Genomic DNA, 15,445 nt, shown 5'->3' with positions numbered 1-15,445 from the left:
TGCCGGGCGCGGCACGCCAAGCTGAGTAGATCTGATGTTTCACATCAGATCTATAAGCTAGCATCTCGACCGATGAACTCACTCCCAGCTTCGCACCCGCTCGTCGACGGTCGCACGAGCGACGCCCCCCTGGTCCGCGCCCTCCACGGCCACCGGCCGGAGCGCACGCCCGTCTGGTTCATGCGCCAGGCGGGCCGGTCTCTGCCCGAATACCGAAGCATCCGCGCAGACCACCGTATGCTCGACGCCTGCGTGAATCCCGAACTCGCGAGCGAGATCACGCTGCAGCCCGTGCGGCGGCACGGAGTCGACGCCGCCGTGTTCTTCAGCGACATCGTCGTGCCGATGAAGCTCGCCGGCGTCGAGGTCGACCTGGTCGCCGGGCGCGGCCCGGTGTTCGCCGAGCCCGTGCGCACCGCCGCGGACGTGGCGCGCTGCCGCGCAGAGTTCACCGCGGACCGCCTGCGGGAAGCCCTCGACCCGGTGCGCGAGGCCGTGCGACTGACGGTCGCCCAGCTCGGCGGCACGCCGCTCATCGGCTTCGCGGGAGCCCCGTTCACGCTGGCGGCCTACCTCGTGGAGGGCGGCCCATCACGCGATCATCTGCGGGCCCGCACGCTCATGCACGCCGAACCGCGGGTCTGGCGCGAGCTGCTCGAATGGACGGCCGAGCTGAGCGGCGTCTTCCTCGAGGGGCAGGTCGACGCGGGGGCGAGCGCGGTGCAGCTCTTCGACTCGTGGGCCGGCTCGCTCAGCGCTGCGGACTACCGGGAGCACGTGGCCCCCGCCTCCCGCCGCACGCTCGACGCCGTGCGCGGCCGCGCGTACCGGCACCCGCTGCGCGAGGGCTACGCGGCGCGCGACGAGACGGTGCCGACGATCCACTTCGCCGTGGGCTCGGGGCACCTGCTCGAAGAGCTCGCCGCGATCGGGGCCGGCGCGCTCGGCGTCGACTGGCGCACGCCGCTCGACGAGGCGAGCCGCCGACTGGGCGACGCCGTGCCGCTGCAGGGCAACCTCGATCCCGCCTACCTCGGGGCGCCGCCCCCACGGCTCGAAGCCCACCTCGACGACGTGCTGCGACGAGGATCGCGTGCTCCGGCGCACGTGCTGAACCTCGGGCACGGCGTCCCGCCCGAGACCGACCCCGGCGTGCTCACGCGCATCGTGGAGCTCGCGCATGCGCGCTGACGGATCCGGTGACGCGCCGGGCGGCCTCCGCCGTCGCGCCGACGGGATCGCCGTCGCCGTCGTGGGCGGCGGCGTCTCGGGGCTCACCGCGGCTCGGGAGCTCGCGCTCGCGGGAGCCCGCGTCGTGCTCTACGAGGAGCGGGATCGCCTCGGCGGCCGCGTGCGCCGCGAGAACGTCGCCGACGTGCCGCTCGACATCGGAGCCGAGGCGTTCGCGACGCGGGGCGGCGCCGTCGCCGAGCTGCTGACCGAGCTCGGCCTCGACGGTCAGATCGTGAACCCTGCGCCGCTCGGCTCATGGGTGGTCGCCGACGACGGCGCGATGCCGCTGCCGGCCGCGGGCACGGTCGGCATCCCCGCCGCGCCGCTCGCCCGCGACGCCGTGCGCGCGCTCGGCATCGGCGGGTCGCTGCGGGCCGCCCTCGAACCGCTGCTGCCCCGATCGGGCGGCCGCGGAGCGACGCTCGCGCGCCTCGTGCGCGCGCGGCTCGGCTCGCGCGTGCTCGACCGGCTCGTACGCCCGGTGGTGCTCGGGGTGCACTCCGCCGACCCCGCCGATCTGCCGGTCGAGGCGGTGCCCGGCCTCGCCGAGGCCTTCGAGCGCCGCGGAACGCTCATCTCAGCCGCCCGCGAGCTGCGCGACAGCCGCGCCGCGGCGGGCGGAGCCGTCGCCGGACTCCGAGACGGCATGGGCGAGCTCGTCGACGCGCTCGCCGATGAACTCGAGCGCTTGGGCGTCGAGGTGCGCACGAGCGCTCGAGTGCGGCGGGTGGAGCGCGGGGAGGCGGACGGGATCCGGATCCTCGCCGCCGCACGTTCCACCGCCGGCCCCGCCGCCGATGACGCGGAGACCGAGGCCCTCGCGGACGCCGCGATCCTCGCGGTTCCGGAGCGCGCGGCCCGGCAGATGCTCGGCGCCCCCGACGCGGAGCCGGAGGCGCGCATCGAGATCGTCGCACTCGCGATCGACGATCCGCGCCTCGACGCGGCTCCCCGCGGCACGGGCGCGCTGGTGGCCGCCGACGCCGTCCCCCGCATCCGCGCGAAGGCCCTGACCCACGTCACCGCGAAGTGGCCCGCGCGTGCCGCATCGCTCGGGCCGGGCCGGCACCTGCTGCGGCTCTCCTACGGGCGCCTGGGCAGCGCCCCCGAGACCGCCGGGCTGCCGGACGAGGAGGTGCTCGCGCTCGCGCTGCGGGACGCCTCACGCATCCTGGGAATGGAGCTCGACCCGGCATCCGTGCGCGGTATGCTCCGCCGAGAGTGGGACAACGGATCCGTCCGAGCGTCGGCCGCCACCGGCAGCGACCGCACGGGCCTGTCCGAGCCGCCCGGCGTCGCATTCGCCGGGGACTGGGTCGGCGGCACGGGTCTCGCCTCCGTCATCCCGGCCGCCCGCGCGGCCGCCCGGCGCATCCTGCGCCCCGCTCCCACTCCCGCTGCGCCCGCGCACGTCCCAGCCCCGCACCCCGAAGGAGGCCCCAGATGACCGCACGCACGACCGCCGCCGATGCGCAGGCGCCGCGCGTACGCCGATCCGACGCGCCCGTCGCGGCCGCACCCGGCCTCATCCGCATCGGCACCCGAGGCAGCGCGCTCGCCGTCGCGCAGTGCACGACCGTCGCGCGAGCCGTATCCGCGGCCACGGGCCTCGAAGCGGTGCTCGTCATCGTCACGACCCAGGGCGACGTCTCCCGGGCCTCGCTGGCTCAACTCGGAGGCACCGGCGTCTTCGTGAGCGCGCTGCGGGACGCGCTGCTCGCCGGCGAGTGCGACCTCGCCGTGCACTCGCTGAAGGATCTGCCGACGGGCCCCTGCCCCGGTATCGAGATCGGCGCCATCCCCCCGCGGGCCGACGCCCGCGACGCGCTCTGCGCCCGGGACGGTCTGACCCTCGAGGCGCTGCCGGCGGGCGCACGCGTCGGCACCGGATCGCCGCGCCGAGCCGCGCAGCTCCGCGCGCGGAGATCCGACCTCGAAGTCGTCGATCTGCGCGGCAACGTCGACACCCGTCTCGCTCGGGTCGGCGCCGACCTCGACGCGGTCGTGCTGGCCTGCGCCGGCCTCGACCGGCTGGGGCGCCAGACCGCCATCACCGAGCGGTTCCCGCTCGCCGAGGCGCCCGCCGCCCCCGGGCAGGGTGCGCTCGCCGTCGAGGTGCGCGCCGACGACCTCGCCCGCGAACCCTACGCCGGAGCGCTCGCCGCCCTGGACGACGCCGAGTCGCACGCCAGCGCTCTCGCCGAGCGCGCCGTGTTGGCGACGCTCGAGGCGGGGTGCGCGGCCCCCGTCGGGGCGACCGCCCGCGTGGAGAGCGGCCGCCTCGCGCTGCGCGCCGAGGTGACGAGCCTCGACGGCGCCCAGCGGATCGTCACGGAGGACGCACTGCCCTGGGACGCCGCGGATCCCGGGCACCGGCGCATCCCGGAGCGCCTCGGCAGGCTCGTCGCCCAGAGCCTCTTCGACCAGGGAGCCGCGATGATCGCCCCGCGCGCGGGTACCGCACCGGGCGCGGAGCACCCCGGAGGTTCGCGCCCCGGAGGGCCCCGGTGACCCTCCGCCGCCCCGATCACCAGCCCGGACACCGACCCGATGAGCGCGATCTCGCCGGGTGCCGCATCCTCGTGCCGCGCGGCGGCGAAGCCGGAGAGCGGCTGGCGGCCGAGATCCGCGAGCGCGGCGGGATCCCCATGATCGCCCCGCTCACCGTGACCGCCGCTCCCGAGCATCCCGCCGCGCTCGCGGCGGCCGTCGAGCGCTGGAACCGCGGCGGCTACGACTGGCTCGCGATCACGAGCGCGAACGGGGCGCACGCCGTCGCCGACGCCGGTGCGCGCCCCAGCGCGGGGAGCGTCGCCGCGGTCGGCCCCGCCACCGCCGAAGCGTTGCGCGAGCGCGGCTTCACGGTCGATGCGCGGCCCGAGCACGACTTCTCCGCGACCGGGCTCGCCGAGGCGCTGCTCGCGACGTTCGGCTCCGGCTCCGGCCCAGCAGGCTCCGGCTCCGGTCCAGTCGGCCCGGGCGCCCCCGCGCAGCGGGTGCTGCTGCCGCTCTCCGAGATCGCGGGCGATGAGCTCGAGCGCGCGCTCGCCGCGGCGGGGCACACGGCCGAGCGGGTCACGGCGTACCGCACCATCCCCGCCGCACGGGATCCGCGGCTCGAGGCGCAGGTGCGAGCCGGCGGCGTCGACGCGATCCTCGTGATGAGCGGCTCCGGCGCGGCCGAGGCGGCCCGCCGCTTCTCGCCGCTCCCCGAGAGCACACGACTCGTCGCGATCGGTCAGCCGACGGCCCGGGCGCTCGCCGATCACGGGCTGAGCGCCGACGCCGTCTCGCCCCGGCACACCTCGACCGGACTGCTCGACACCCTCGCCGCGACTCTCGCCCGCGACTCCGCGCCCGCGCAGCCGGCCGGCCCCGACCCCGTAGACCCCGGGCCCGCACGCGCCGTCGGCCTCCCAGACCGCTCCGAATCCCCGCACCACCCGGAAGGAAGTTCCGCATGATCCCCACAGTCCGCCCCCGCCGTCTGCGCACCACCCCCGCCATGCGCAGGCTCACCGCGGAGCATCGGCTGCACCCGGCCGAGCTGATCCTGCCCGCCTTCGTGCGCGAGGGACTCGGCGAACCCCGCGAGATCTCCGCTATGCCGGGCGTGCTGCAGCACACCCTCGACTCCCTGCGCCGCGCCGCGGTCGAGGCGGCCGAGTCCGGTATCGGGGGCATCATGCTGTTCGGCGTGCCGGCCGTCCGCGACGCTCGCGGCAGCGCCGCCGACGACCCCCGGGGCATCCTCAACGTCGCGACCCGGGCCGTCGCCGCAGAGGTCGGCGACGCGCTCGTGGTGCAGACCGACCTCTGCCTCGACGAGTTCACCGACCACGGCCACTGCGGGGTGCTCGACGCGCACGGCGAGGTCGACAACGACACCACACTCGACCGCTACCGCGCGATGGCGCTCGCGCAGGCGGAGGCCGGATCGGCGCTGCTCGGGCTCTCGGGCATGATGGACGGCCAGGTCGCCGCCGTGCGCGACGCGCTCGACGCCGCCGGACACCAGGGCACCGCGATCCTCGGCTACTCCGCCAAGTACGCCTCCGCGTTCTACGGGCCCTTCCGCGAGGCCGTCGACTCGCAGCTGTCGGGCGACCGCCGCACCTACCAGCAGGATCCCGCGAACCGGCGGGAGGGGCTGCGCGAGGCCGAGCTCGACATCGCCGAGGGCGCCGACGTCGTCATGGTGAAACCGGCGATGAGCTACCTCGACGTGCTCGCCGACGTCGCTTCGGCGAGCCCCGTGCCCGTGTGGGCCTACCAGGTGTCGGGCGAGGCCGCGATGATCGAAGCCGCAGCGGCGAACGGGTGGATCGACCGGCGCCGCACCATCGAGGAGTCGGTGATCGGCATCAAGCGCGCGGGGGCCGATGCGATCCTGAGCTACTTCGCCGTCGAGCTCGCGGGGTGGCTGCGATGAGCTCCGGATCGACCGACCGCAGCGCGCAGCTCGCCGAGCGCGCGTCCCGCGTGATCCCCGGCGGCGTGAACTCCCCGGTGCGGGCGTTCGGCTCCGTCGGCGGCACGCCCCGCTTCCTCGTCGCGGGCCGCGGGCCGTACGTCACCGACGCCGACGGCACCGAGTACGTCGACCTCGTCGCCTCGTGGGGGCCCGCCCTGCTGGGGCACGCGCACCCCGCCGTGGTCGAGGCCGTGCAGGCCGCGGCGGCGAGAGGGCTCGGGTTCGGCGCCTCGGTGCCCGAAGAGGCCGAGCTCGCCGAGGAGATCATCGTCCGCGTGCCCGAGGTCGAGCGCCTGCGTCTCGTCTCCACCGGCACCGAGGCGACCATGACCGCGATCCGGCTCGCCCGCGGCGCCACGGGCCGGCCGCTCGTCGTCAAGTTCGCAGGCCACTACCACGGCCACTCCGACGGCCTGCTCGCCGAGGCCGGCTCCGGCCTGGCGACGCTCGCGATGCCCGGCTCCGCGGGGGTGACCGCCGAGACCGCGGCCCAGACGCTCGTGCTGCCCTACAACGACCGGGCCGCACTCGCCGCGGCGTTCGCCGAGCACGGCGACCGCATCGCCGCGGTGATCGCCGAGGCCGCGGCCGCGAACATGGGGGTGCTGCCGCCCGAGCCGGGCTTCACCGACTTCATGATCGGTCTCGCGCACCGGCACGGCGCGCTCGTGATCCTCGACGAGGTGCTCACCGGCTTCCGGGCCGGCCCCTCGGGGTACTGGGGCATCGAGCAGGCCCGCGTGGCCGCCGGGCTCGTGCCGGACCTCTTCACCTTCGGCAAGGTGGTGGGCGGCGGACTGCCGCTCGCCGCGCTCGGCGGGCGGGCCGAGATCATGGATCTGCTCGCGCCCCTCGGGCCGGTGTACCAGGCCGGAACGCTCTCGGGCAACCCGCTCGCCGTCGCCGCCGGCCTCACGACGCTGCGCCACGCCGACGTGCCCGCCTACGCGGCGCTCGGCCGCGCCGCCGACGAGATCTCGAGCGAGGTCGCCGCGGCGCTCTCCGCAGCCGGCGTGCCGCACCGCGTGCAGCGCGCGGGATCGCTGTTCAGCGTGCTCTTCGGAGAATTTCCCGAGGCGCCCCTCGACTACGCCGCCGTGCAGCGGCAGCAGACGCAGCGCCACCGGGCGTTCTTCCACGCGATGCTCGGCGCGGGGATCAACCTGCCGCCGAGCGCCTTCGAGGCGTGGTTCGTCACGGCCGCCCACGACGACGCCGCGATCTCGCGGGTGATCGAAGCGCTGCCGGCGGCTGCGCGGGCCGCAGCCGAGGCCGGGCCCGCGTAGCGGTCGCAGGGTTGGCCCTGCCGTGGATATGGGATCTGCCGGAGATATGGGATTTCGGCCCGGATCCGCCCGATCTTCGGCAGATCCCATATCCAGAGGTCGGCCTCCAAAACGGCGAGGGGTGGAGGATCGCACGATCCTCCACCCCTCACCGCAGTGTGTTGCTACACACGCCACCCCGCGCTTCGCTCCGTGGGCTGCCGCTGTGACGGCGCCTCGGGCGTGCTCGAACGCTTCGCGTACGCACTACACCCGCGTCGCGAGCGCCGCGATGGCGCTCTCGAAGAAGCGCAGCCCGTCGACGCCGGAGCGCATGGCATCGGTCATGTCGGGGCCGAAACCGGGCTCGACCGCGTGCTCGGGGTGCGGCATGAGGCCGACCACGTTGCCGCGCTCGTTCGTGAGACCCGCGATGTCGTCGAGCGACCCGTTCGGGTTGACGCCCGCGTAGCGGAAGGCGACGAGCCCCTCGCCTTCGAGACGTTTCAGGGTCTCGTCGTCGGCGATGAAACCGCCGTCGCCGTTCTTGAGCGGGATCACGATCTCCTCGCCCTGCTCGAAGCGGTTGGTCCAGGCGGTGTCGGCGTTCTCGACCACGAGCCGCTGATCGCGGCGGATGAACTGCTGGTGGGCGTTGCGGATCAGCCCGCCGGGAAGCAGGTGCGACTCGACCAGCACCTGGAAGCCGTTGCAGATGCCGAGCACGGGCATGCCCTTGCGCGCCGCCTCGACGACCTCGGTCATGATGGGGGAGACCGCCGCGATGGCGCCGGGGCGCAGGTAGTCGCCGTAGCTGAAACCGCCGGGCAGCACGATCGCGTCGACGCCCTGCAGATCGTGGTCGGCGTGCCAGAGCTCGACGGGCTCGGCGTCGACGAGCCGGATCGCGCGCTGCGCGTCGCGGTCGTCGAGCGAGCCGGGGAAGGTGACGACGCCGATGCGGGTGGTCATCAGCGAGCCTCGCCGTCGACGCTGATCGCGACGACGTCTTCGATGACCGAGTTCGAGAGGATCTCGTCGGCGACCTGGCGCACCTCGGCCAGCACGGCGTCGGTCACCTCGCCGTCGACGGTGAACTCGAAGCGCTTGCCGATGCGCACGTTCTCGAACTTGTCGTGGCCGAGGCGGGCGAGCGCCCCCGTGGTCGCCTTGCCCTGCGGGTCGAGCAGTTCGGCCTTCGGCATGACATCAACAACAATCGTGGGCACTAGAGAGCCTCCAACTCGAGAACACAGAAGTCGAGCACCAGTCTACCCGCAGCCGCGACCCGATTCGCAGGACGCCGAACCGCGGGGAATCAGGAGCGGGCGGGTGCGCCGGTGAGGCGGGTGTAGAGCTCCGCGTAGCGGTCGTAGGTGCGCGACACGATCTCGGCGGGCAGCGCGGGCGGCTCGCCCGTGCGGTCCCAGTTGGCGGCGAGCCAGTCGCGCACGATCTGCTTGTCGAACGAGGCGAGGCGATCCCTCCTCGGCTTCCGCTCGTCGGAATAGGCCGCGGCGTCCCAGTAACGGGAGGAGTCGCTCGTGAGCACCTCGTCGGCGAGCACCAGCTCGGCGGCGCCCTCGGCGCGGGGGTCGCGGCCGAACTCGAACTTCGTGTCGGCGAGCACCACCCCCCGCTCGGCGGCGAGATCCCGCGCCGCCGTGAAGATGCGCAGCGAGGCGTCGCGCAGGGCCGCGGCGGCCTCCTCGCCGACCAGCTCGACGCTCTGCTCGTAGGTGATGTTCTCGTCGTGCTCGCCGAGCGGCGCCTTGTACGCAGGTGTGTAGATGGGGGTGTCGAGCAGGTCGCCGTCTTCGATGCCGGCGGGCAGCTCGATCCCGCAGACCGCGCCCGTGCGACGGTACTCCGCGAAGCCCGATCCGGTGAGCGCCCCGCGCACGACGCACTCGATCGGGTGCATCTCGAGGCGGCGGGTCACGACGGCGCGATCCGCGACCTCGTCGGGAATCGCGGGCGCCCCCGGCCCCGCCAGATGGTTGGGCAGATCGATGCGCTCGAACCACCAGTTCGAGAGGGCGGTGAGCAGTGCGCCCTTGCCCGGGATCGGCGGCTCCAGCACGTGGTCGAACGCGCTCACGCGGTTGCTCGCGACGACGAGCAGATAATCGTCGGAGCCGTCGGCGGGAACGTAGAGGTCGCGCACCTTCCCGGAGTAGACGTGCTTCCAACCGGTGAGCTGCTGAGGCGAGGCGAGTTCGGTCACGAATCCCATTCTTCCACGCGAATTGCCACCGGAATGAGACCTCGTTGTCAGCGGGTGGGACTACTCTTCCTAGTGAGGGGAATCTCCGTGCCCTGTGCTCGCCGGGAGCCGGGCACGAGGGAGATATCGACCCGGTGAGCGACGCTGAGGAGAAACATGATCCCGCTGGGACCGGTCGTGGCGCGGAGTCGGATGAGAGCCGCGCGTGCCGGCGTATGGTCGTACGTGAGCGACCCCGGAAGGAGGGCCGAGTGGTGGCCCGAACTGCAGTTGGAGCCGCGCATCGGCGGTGAGATCGCCGAGCGCTGGAGCGAGGGCTCCGGAGACGCCACGGTGAGCCGCGACGCCTCCGGTCAGGTCGACGTCTGGGTCGAGGGTCACGCGATCGGGTTCACGTGGCGCGAGGCCGGCGACCTGCGCGACACCGCCGTGCTGCTGACGCTGCGCACGCAGGGAAGCGAGACGGGCGTCACCGTCACCGAGACCGGCTTCGACGCGCTGCCCGCCCCCGCCGAGCGCGCCGCCGCCTCGCAGCAGGGCTGGGAGGTGCTGCTCGCCGCGCTGTCGAAGGCCATCGACGCCGCCGTGGCCGCCGGCACCATCGCCGCCGGTGAGGCGCCGCAGCCCGAGCCGCGACCGTCCGACGAGGCCGAGGAGCCGGGCGCTGCAGCCGAGGCCCCCGGCGCGGTCGAGCCCGAGACGAACGATGAGACGGTGCCCGTCGAGCGGCTGCCGCTCGAGACCGGCGGGGCCCCTGCAGGGGCGATCGAGCTCGCGCCCGAGGAGATCGACGGCGAGGTCGTCGAGGTCGAGACCGAGATCTCCATCGAGGTCGACGCCGAGCCGCAGCTCGGCGAGCACCTCGAGCTCGACACAGGGGTCGTGCCCGTGATCGCGCCCGACGCTGCACCCGACGCCGAAGACCCGCAAGGATCCGCGACTGTGCAAGGTTTCGCGGCCGCGCACGACTCCGCCGACTCCGACGAAGCGGCCGGCGCGAGCGGAACCGGCGAGCGCGACGCGAGCGGCGACGCAGAGGCCGCCGACGCAGAGGCTGCCGACGCAGAGGCTGCCGACGCGGCCGAGCAGAAGCCGGCCGGCCGTCGGCGCGAGACCGACGACGCCGGCTTCACGGGCGACCCCGACTTCGACGCGCTGATCCGGGGCCTCTGACCCGGGCCTCTCATGCGAGGGCGTTGAGTCGGGGGCGCTGAGTCGAGGTCTCTGATCAGCGGTCTCCGATCAACGGTCTTCCAGAAGGGCCGTCGACACGACGGCGCCCGCACCCCTCGTATCCGCGGAGCGCGGGCGCCGTTCGTGCTGCAGCGCCTCGCGGGAGGCGAGGACGTGCGGGACGCCTAGGCGACGCGCGCCGCGATGTCGGTGCGGTGCTGCGATCCCTCGAGACCGATGCGCCCCACGGCGTCGTAGGCGCGGGACCGGGCCTCTCCGAAGTCGGCGCCGCGGGCGACCACCCCGAGCACACGACCGCCGGTCGAGATCCAGCGCCCCTCGGCGTCGCGCTCGGTGGCGGCGTGCACCACGTGCACCCCGGCGAGCCGCTCGGCGGCCTCGATGCCGGTAATCTCGCGTCCCGTGACGACCTCACCCGGGTAGCCCTCGCTCGCGACGACGACGATCACGGCCGGCTCGTCCGAGAACTCGGGAGCGGGCTGCGAGGCGAGCTCGCCCCGCGCCGAAGCCAGCAGGTAGCGGCTGAGGGGCGACTCGAGGCGCGCGAGCACCACCTGGGTTTCGGGATCGCCGAAGCGCGCGTTGAACTCGATGACGCGCACGCCCTTCGAGGTCACGATGAGCCCGCAGTAGAGCAGACCCGTGAAGGGCGTGCCCTCGGCCTCGAGCCGGCGCACGGTCGGCAGCGCGACCGTGCGGGTGATCTCCTCGACGAAGGCGTCGACGCCGCCCGGCAGCCACGGCAGCGGCGAGTAGGCGCCCATGCCGCCCGTGTTCGGGCCCTCGTCGCCGTCGAAGATGCGCTTGTAGTCCTGGGCGGGGGTCAGCGGCAGCACGTCGTGCCCGTCGGCGAAGAAGAAGAGCGACACCTCTTGGCCGTCGAGGAACTCCTCGATCAGCACGTCGCCGTGCGGTGCCCAGGTCGCCACGTGGTCGAGCGCCGCCGCCCGATCCTCGGTCACCAGCACACCCTTGCCCGCGGCCAGGCCGTCGGCCTTCACCACGTACGGGGCGCCGAACTCGTCGAGCACGGCCCCCGCCTCATCGGCGGATGAGACGCGCACCGCGCGACCCGTGGGCACCTCGGCGGCATCCATGATGCGCTTGGCGAACGCCTTCGATCCCTCGAGCTGCGCGGCGGCCCGATCCGGCCCGAACACGGGCACACCGGCCGCGCGCAGCGGGTCAGCCACACCCGCGACCAGCGGGGCCTCGGGCCCCACCACCACGAGATCGAAGCCGCGCTCGCGCACGAACGCGGCCACCGCCTCGGGATCGGTGTAGGCCAGTGCGGGGGTCTCGACGCCGCTCGCCGCGATGCCGGCGTTGCCGGGGGCGCAGACGATCTCGTGATCGGCGGACTCCGAGCGGAGGGCGAGGACGATGGCGTGTTCGCGGGCACCCGGCCCCAGGACGAGAATCTTCACCGTTCCAGGATAGTGGGGCGGCGATCCGGGGCTCTGCGCGCACGCGTTCGAGCTTCCTTCCCGGCTCTCGCGCACCGATCGACGCTCAGGCACCTCGATCCGCTGCTTCTCGGTGCGTGAACGTCGATCGGTGCTTCGCGCGAGAGCGGTCGCCGAGGCGCCGCCGTTCGAGGCTCCGGGTTCGGCTCGGGACCCGGACGCGCGAGGGGCGGCGGTACAGTGGATCACGTGGCGAAGCGGAAGGTGGCGATCGAGGACGGGCGCGCTGCGCTCGCCGCGGCGCGGAAGGGCGAGACCGGCCGGACCGTGCTCGCGACCGCCGTGCGATACCTGCTCGAGGAGCTCGCCGAGCGCGCCCCGGGCAACTCGGTCGAGGTGCGCGTGCCCCCCTTCGGAGCGACCCAGTGCGTCGCGGGCCCCCGGCACACGCGGGGCACCCCTCCCAACGTGATCGAGACCGATCCGGCGACCTGGATCGCGCTCGCGACGGGCGAACTCGACTGGGAGACCGCGCTCGCCGATTCGCGCGTCGTCGCCTCCGGATCCCGAGCCGATCTCCACGGCCTGCTGCCGCTCGCCTGAGCGCCCCGAGCCGCTTGAGCGGAGCGCCGAGAGCCCCACGCCGCCGAGCGCCCGTGCCCCGACGCGAAGGCGCGCACTCGGCGGTCTCGCACGCCGAGCGGAGGTGACGCTCAGTCGCCGGCTGCGACAATGGAGGCATGAGTAATCCCGATGCCGCGAGCGAGCAGCCGCAGCGCGCCGCCGTCGAACCCGAAGCCGAGATCTCCGCACAGCAGGCGATCGAAGAGGCCCTCGCAGAGCCCGTGCCCGTGATCGAGGAGACCGAGCACGAGGTCACTCTGCAGCGCACCGTGCGCTACGGCCGGGTGCTCGTGGGAGCCGCCGCCCTGGGGGCGATCGTGGCCATGCTGGCCTGCCTGCTCTTCCCCATCCCCGAGGGCGCCGAGTACACGATGGGCCAGGTGATCGGCTTCAGCGCGATCATCGGCGCCGCGATCGGCCTGGGCGTCGGCGGCCTCTTCTCGCTCGTGCTCGGATTCCTCGCGAAGCGCGGCAGCGGCGTCGGCATCGCCATTCAGCGCGACGTGCGATAATCGGCCCATCACTCACGAACGGAGTTCACCCGATGCTAGGAAACCTGGGTGGAGCGCACCTCGTCGTCATCCTCTTCATCGTGCTGCTGCTCTTCGGTGCGCCGAAGTTGCCGGGGCTGGCGAAGAGCCTGGGGCAGTCGATGCGCATCCTCAAGAAAGAGGTGAGCAGCGATCCCGACACGACGGAGGCGGCTGCTCAGGATCGCCCCGCGGCGGCTCCGGCGGTCTCCGCCGCCCCCGTCGCGCAGGAGGCCGCACCGCAGCCGCCGCGCCCCGACGTGCCATAATGATCTGACCCTGACGATCGGAGTGCTCCCGCATGCTCGGTAACCTCAACGGCCCCACACTGGTGGTCATCCTCTTCATCGTGCTGCTGCTCTTCGGCGCGCCGAAGCTGCCGGGCCTGGCGAAGAGCCTGGGACAGTCGATGCGCATCCTCAAGAAAGAGGTGCGCAACGACGACGCGGACGCGACCGCGAAGGGCAACGGCCCCGCCGGTGCCGCGCCCGAGGCGCCGAAGAACGAGACTCCCCGCACCGAGCCCCGCGATCCCGGCGACGATCCGACCCCCGGCGACAGGCCCTAGAGCTCTCACCGACGACAGAGCCCTCACCCTTTTCGAAACTGTTTTGGCCCAGTGCCNGTGCTCGCAGGCCTCGGCTACGACCCCTCCGGCGATTGGGGCGACAAGGAGTTCGACGAGGCGCTCGCCTGGCTCGACGACGCCCTGCAAAAAGGTCTTCGAAAAGGGCGCCGCGCGAGAAGCGCGGCGCCCGCCTCTGTCGTCCCCGTCGCTTCAGCCCGTGGCGCCTCCCCGCACCTCAGCCCGTCGCTCCGCCCGGCGATCCGCTCGAGACGGATCCCTGCGCGGCGACGGCGTCGGCCGCGCTCGTGCGATCGGCGCCGGGCTGGGCCCTAGCTCTCCTGCGTCGCCTCGACCCACGCCAGGTACTCGGCGTCGACGCTGCCGGCGATGTACTCGCCGGTGAAGCAGCTCTGCTCGAGCTCGGTGACGCGATCCTGACCCTGCATGATGGCGCGGTTCATGCCCTCGACGCTCATGTAGATGAGGTGGTCGGCGCCCAGCTCGGCGGCGATCTCCTCGGAGGTGCGGCCGTGCGCGATCAGCTCGCCGCGCGACGGCATGTTGATGCCGTAGACGTGCGGGAACACCACGGGGGGAGCCGCCGAGGCGAAGACGACCGACTTCGCACCCGCGGCGCGCGCCATCTCGACGATCTCGCGCGAGGTGGTGCCGCGCACGATCGAGTCGTCGACGATCAGCACGTTCTTGCCCTTGAACTCGACGCTCATGGCGTTGAGCTTCTGACGCACGCTCTTCTTGCGCACCGCCTGTCCGGGCATGATGAAGGTGCGGCCCACGTAGCGGTTCTTGAAGAAGCCCTCGCGGTACTCGATGCCGAGCTTCTGCGCCACCTGCATCGCGCTCGGACGGGCGGAATCGGGGATCGGCATGACCACGTCGATGTCGACGTCGGGCAGCTGCTCGGCGATCTCCTCGGCGAGCACGTCGCCGAGCCGCAGCCGGGCGTCGTAGACGGCGATGCCGTCGAGCACCGAGTCGGGGCGGGCGAGGTAGATGTACTCGAACGCGCAGGGCACGAGGCGGGTGGTCTTCGCGCACTGCTGCGAATACATCCAGCCGTCGGGGGAGATGAGGATCGCCTCGCCGGGCTCGACGTCGCGCACGATCTCGTAGCCGCCCGACTCGAGCACGAGCGACTCCGAGGCGACGACCCACTCGTCGGCGCCGTTCTCGGCGGTGCGGCGGCCGAGCACGAGAGGGCGGATGCCGTGGGGATCGCGGAAGGCGAGCAGGCCGTAGCCGGCGATGAGCGCGATGGTGGCGTAGGATCCCTCGACCCGCTCGTGCACGCGGGAGACGGCCTCGAAGACCTGATCCTTGTCGAGCGAGAGGCCGGTGATCCCGGCCTGCAGCTCGTTCGCGAGCACGTTGAGCAGCAGCTCGGTGTCGGAGTGCGTGTTGAGGTGGCGGCGGTCGACGTTGTAGAGCTCGGCGGTGAGCTCGCGCGTGTTCGTGAGGTTGCCGTTGTGCACCAGGATGATGCCGTAGGGGGCGCCCACGTAGAAGGGCTGCGCCTCTTCTTCGGCGGCGGCCGAGCCGCGGGTCGCATAGCGCACGTGGCCGAGGCCGACGTTGCCCTTCAGGGTGCGCATGTCGCGCGTGCGGTAGGCCTCGCGCACCTGGCCCTTGGCTTTGACGACGTGGAAGAAGTCGCCGTCGAGCGTGGCGATGCCCGTCGAGTCCTGGCCGCGGTGCTGCAGGAGGAGGAGGCTGTCGTAGACCTGCTGGTTGACCGGTTCTTGCGAGACGATACCGACGATGCCGCACATGCTGGTGTGAATGCTCCCTGGGATGCGATGGGGCGTCAGACAGACGCACGCTCTAGTGTCCCACACGCCGCTGGGTGCGGGGGATCGCCTGCGCCCGGGGCCGTGCACTCGCCGCCGGCGCGCCCGGTTCGGCA

At 73.2% G+C, this 15,445-nt stretch carries 16 protein-coding genes; 11 read left to right on the top strand and 5 right to left on the bottom strand.

The features are described from left to right. Positions 1 to 72 precede the first annotated feature (72 nt). The 6 genes from hemE to H490_RS21930 are packed head-to-tail and all read left to right on the top strand — an operon-like array spanning position 73 to position 6,993. Positions 73 to 1,191: a uroporphyrinogen decarboxylase gene (gene hemE, locus H490_RS21955; protein ID WP_031289874.1), complete on the top strand. Its 1,119-nt coding sequence runs from the start codon at positions 73 to 75 to the stop codon at positions 1,189 to 1,191. After that, complete coding sequence (locus tag H490_RS21950) at positions 1,181 to 2,680, top strand: protoporphyrinogen/coproporphyrinogen oxidase (protein ID WP_017883597.1); 1,500 nt, start codon at positions 1,181 to 1,183, stop codon at positions 2,678 to 2,680. The genes hemE and H490_RS21950 overlap by 11 nt, the downstream gene beginning before the upstream one ends. After that, positions 2,677 to 3,744 carry a hydroxymethylbilane synthase gene (gene hemC, locus H490_RS21945; protein WP_017883596.1) on the top strand — a complete coding sequence of 356 codons (1,068 nt, stop codon included), beginning with the start codon at positions 2,677 to 2,679 and terminating at the stop codon, positions 3,742 to 3,744. Before H490_RS21950 ends, hemC begins: the two co-directional genes overlap by 4 nt. Next, positions 3,741 to 4,697, top strand: a complete 957-nt coding sequence (locus H490_RS21940; RefSeq protein WP_017883595.1) for a uroporphyrinogen-III synthase — start codon at positions 3,741 to 3,743, stop codon at positions 4,695 to 4,697. The genes hemC and H490_RS21940 overlap by 4 nt, the downstream gene beginning before the upstream one ends. Further along, positions 4,694 to 5,665 carry a porphobilinogen synthase gene (gene hemB / locus H490_RS21935; RefSeq protein ID WP_017883594.1) on the top strand — a complete coding sequence of 324 codons (972 nt, stop codon included), beginning with the start codon at positions 4,694 to 4,696 and terminating at the stop codon, positions 5,663 to 5,665. The genes H490_RS21940 and hemB overlap by 4 nt, the downstream gene beginning before the upstream one ends. After that, complete coding sequence (locus H490_RS21930) at positions 5,662 to 6,993, top strand: glutamate-1-semialdehyde 2,1-aminomutase (protein ID WP_031289872.1); 1,332 nt, start codon at positions 5,662 to 5,664, stop codon at positions 6,991 to 6,993. Before hemB ends, H490_RS21930 begins: the two co-directional genes overlap by 4 nt. Positions 6,994 to 7,239: 246 nt before the next feature. Here H490_RS21930 and purQ read toward each other — a convergent pair whose 3' ends face one another. From purQ to H490_RS21915, 3 genes are all read right to left on the bottom strand, one after another. Further along, positions 7,240 to 7,944 (bottom strand): phosphoribosylformylglycinamidine synthase subunit PurQ, encoded by a 705-nt coding sequence (gene purQ, locus H490_RS21925; protein WP_017883592.1) that lies wholly within the window; start codon positions 7,942 to 7,944, stop codon positions 7,240 to 7,242. Further along, positions 7,944 to 8,201, bottom strand: a complete 258-nt coding sequence (gene purS / locus H490_RS21920) for a phosphoribosylformylglycinamidine synthase subunit PurS (RefSeq protein WP_031289871.1) — start codon at positions 8,199 to 8,201, stop codon at positions 7,944 to 7,946. Before purS ends, purQ begins: the two co-directional genes overlap by 1 nt. A gap of 89 nt (positions 8,202 to 8,290) precedes the next feature. After that, positions 8,291 to 9,208, bottom strand: coding sequence for a phosphoribosylaminoimidazolesuccinocarboxamide synthase (locus tag H490_RS21915; RefSeq protein WP_017883590.1), 918 nt, complete (start codon positions 9,206 to 9,208; stop codon positions 8,291 to 8,293). A gap of 183 nt (positions 9,209 to 9,391) precedes the next feature. Between H490_RS21915 and H490_RS21910 the strand changes: the two genes are divergently transcribed. Then, the gene (locus H490_RS21910) at positions 9,392 to 10,372 is read left to right on the top strand and encodes an SRPBCC family protein (RefSeq protein ID WP_193743392.1); all 981 of its coding nucleotides are present in this window, start codon (positions 9,392 to 9,394) and stop codon (positions 10,370 to 10,372) included. 185 nt (positions 10,373 to 10,557) lie between these two features. On the opposite strand, the gene purD is transcribed toward H490_RS21910, so the two are convergent. Further along, positions 10,558 to 11,820, bottom strand: coding sequence for a phosphoribosylamine--glycine ligase (gene purD / locus H490_RS21905; RefSeq protein WP_017883588.1), 1,263 nt, complete (start codon positions 11,818 to 11,820; stop codon positions 10,558 to 10,560). A 228-nt stretch (positions 11,821 to 12,048) separates the two neighbouring features. On the opposite strand from purD, the gene H490_RS21900 reads away from it, so the two are divergent. The 4 genes from H490_RS21900 (at position 12,049) to H490_RS32510 (ending at position 13,521) form a co-directional block, all read left to right on the top strand. Continuing rightward, complete coding sequence (locus H490_RS21900; RefSeq protein ID WP_017883587.1) at positions 12,049 to 12,402, top strand: sterol carrier family protein; 354 nt, start codon at positions 12,049 to 12,051, stop codon at positions 12,400 to 12,402. A 137-nt stretch (positions 12,403 to 12,539) separates the two neighbouring features. Next, positions 12,540 to 12,935 (top strand): hypothetical protein, encoded by a 396-nt coding sequence (locus H490_RS21895; protein WP_017883586.1) that lies wholly within the window; start codon positions 12,540 to 12,542, stop codon positions 12,933 to 12,935. 32 nt (positions 12,936 to 12,967) lie between these two features. Continuing rightward, complete coding sequence (locus tag H490_RS21890) at positions 12,968 to 13,222, top strand: twin-arginine translocase TatA/TatE family subunit (protein ID WP_017883585.1); 255 nt, start codon at positions 12,968 to 12,970, stop codon at positions 13,220 to 13,222. 32 nt (positions 13,223 to 13,254) lie between these two features. Next, the gene (locus tag H490_RS32510) at positions 13,255 to 13,521 is read left to right on the top strand and encodes a twin-arginine translocase TatA/TatE family subunit (protein WP_017883584.1); all 267 of its coding nucleotides are present in this window, start codon (positions 13,255 to 13,257) and stop codon (positions 13,519 to 13,521) included. A 329-nt stretch (positions 13,522 to 13,850) separates the two neighbouring features. Here the strand turns inward: H490_RS32510 and purF are convergent, their stop codons facing one another. After that, positions 13,851 to 15,311, bottom strand: coding sequence for an amidophosphoribosyltransferase (gene purF, locus H490_RS21880; RefSeq protein ID WP_017883583.1), 1,461 nt, complete (start codon positions 15,309 to 15,311; stop codon positions 13,851 to 13,853). Positions 15,312 to 15,445 lie beyond the last annotated feature (134 nt).

The sequence above is a fragment of the Leucobacter sp. UCD-THU genome (assembly GCF_000349545.1).
GTDB classification, from domain to species: Bacteria; Actinomycetota; Actinomycetes; order Actinomycetales; family Microbacteriaceae; genus Leucobacter; species Leucobacter muris.
Note: the sequence above shows the minus strand (reverse complement) of the source record. Positions and strands in the feature narration are given on the sequence as shown.

Coding starts and splice junctions, on each gene's coding strand:
- hemE (WP_031289874.1), top strand. CDS start 73: ATGAACTCACTCCCAGCTTCGCACCCGCTCGTCGACGGTCGCACGAGC.
- H490_RS21950 (WP_017883597.1), top strand. CDS start 1,181: ATGCGCGCTGACGGATCCGGTGACGCGCCGGGCGGCCTCCGCCGTCGC.
- hemC (WP_017883596.1), top strand. CDS start 2,677: ATGACCGCACGCACGACCGCCGCCGATGCGCAGGCGCCGCGCGTACGC.
- hemB (WP_017883594.1), top strand. CDS start 4,694: ATGATCCCCACAGTCCGCCCCCGCCGTCTGCGCACCACCCCCGCCATG.
- H490_RS21930 (WP_031289872.1), top strand. CDS start 5,662: ATGAGCTCCGGATCGACCGACCGCAGCGCGCAGCTCGCCGAGCGCGCG.
- purQ (WP_017883592.1), bottom strand. CDS start 7,944: ATGACCACCCGCATCGGCGTCGTCACCTTCCCCGGCTCGCTCGACGAC.
- H490_RS21915 (WP_017883590.1), bottom strand. CDS start 9,208: ATGGGATTCGTGACCGAACTCGCCTCGCCTCAGCAGCTCACCGGTTGG.
- H490_RS21910 (WP_193743392.1), top strand. CDS start 9,392: ATGAGAGCCGCGCGTGCCGGCGTATGGTCGTACGTGAGCGACCCCGGA.
- H490_RS21895 (WP_017883586.1), top strand. CDS start 12,540: ATGAGTAATCCCGATGCCGCGAGCGAGCAGCCGCAGCGCGCCGCCGTC.
- H490_RS21890 (WP_017883585.1), top strand. CDS start 12,968: ATGCTAGGAAACCTGGGTGGAGCGCACCTCGTCGTCATCCTCTTCATC.
- H490_RS32510 (WP_017883584.1), top strand. CDS start 13,255: ATGCTCGGTAACCTCAACGGCCCCACACTGGTGGTCATCCTCTTCATC.
- purF (WP_017883583.1), bottom strand. CDS start 15,311: ATGTGCGGCATCGTCGGTATCGTCTCGCAAGAACCGGTCAACCAGCAG.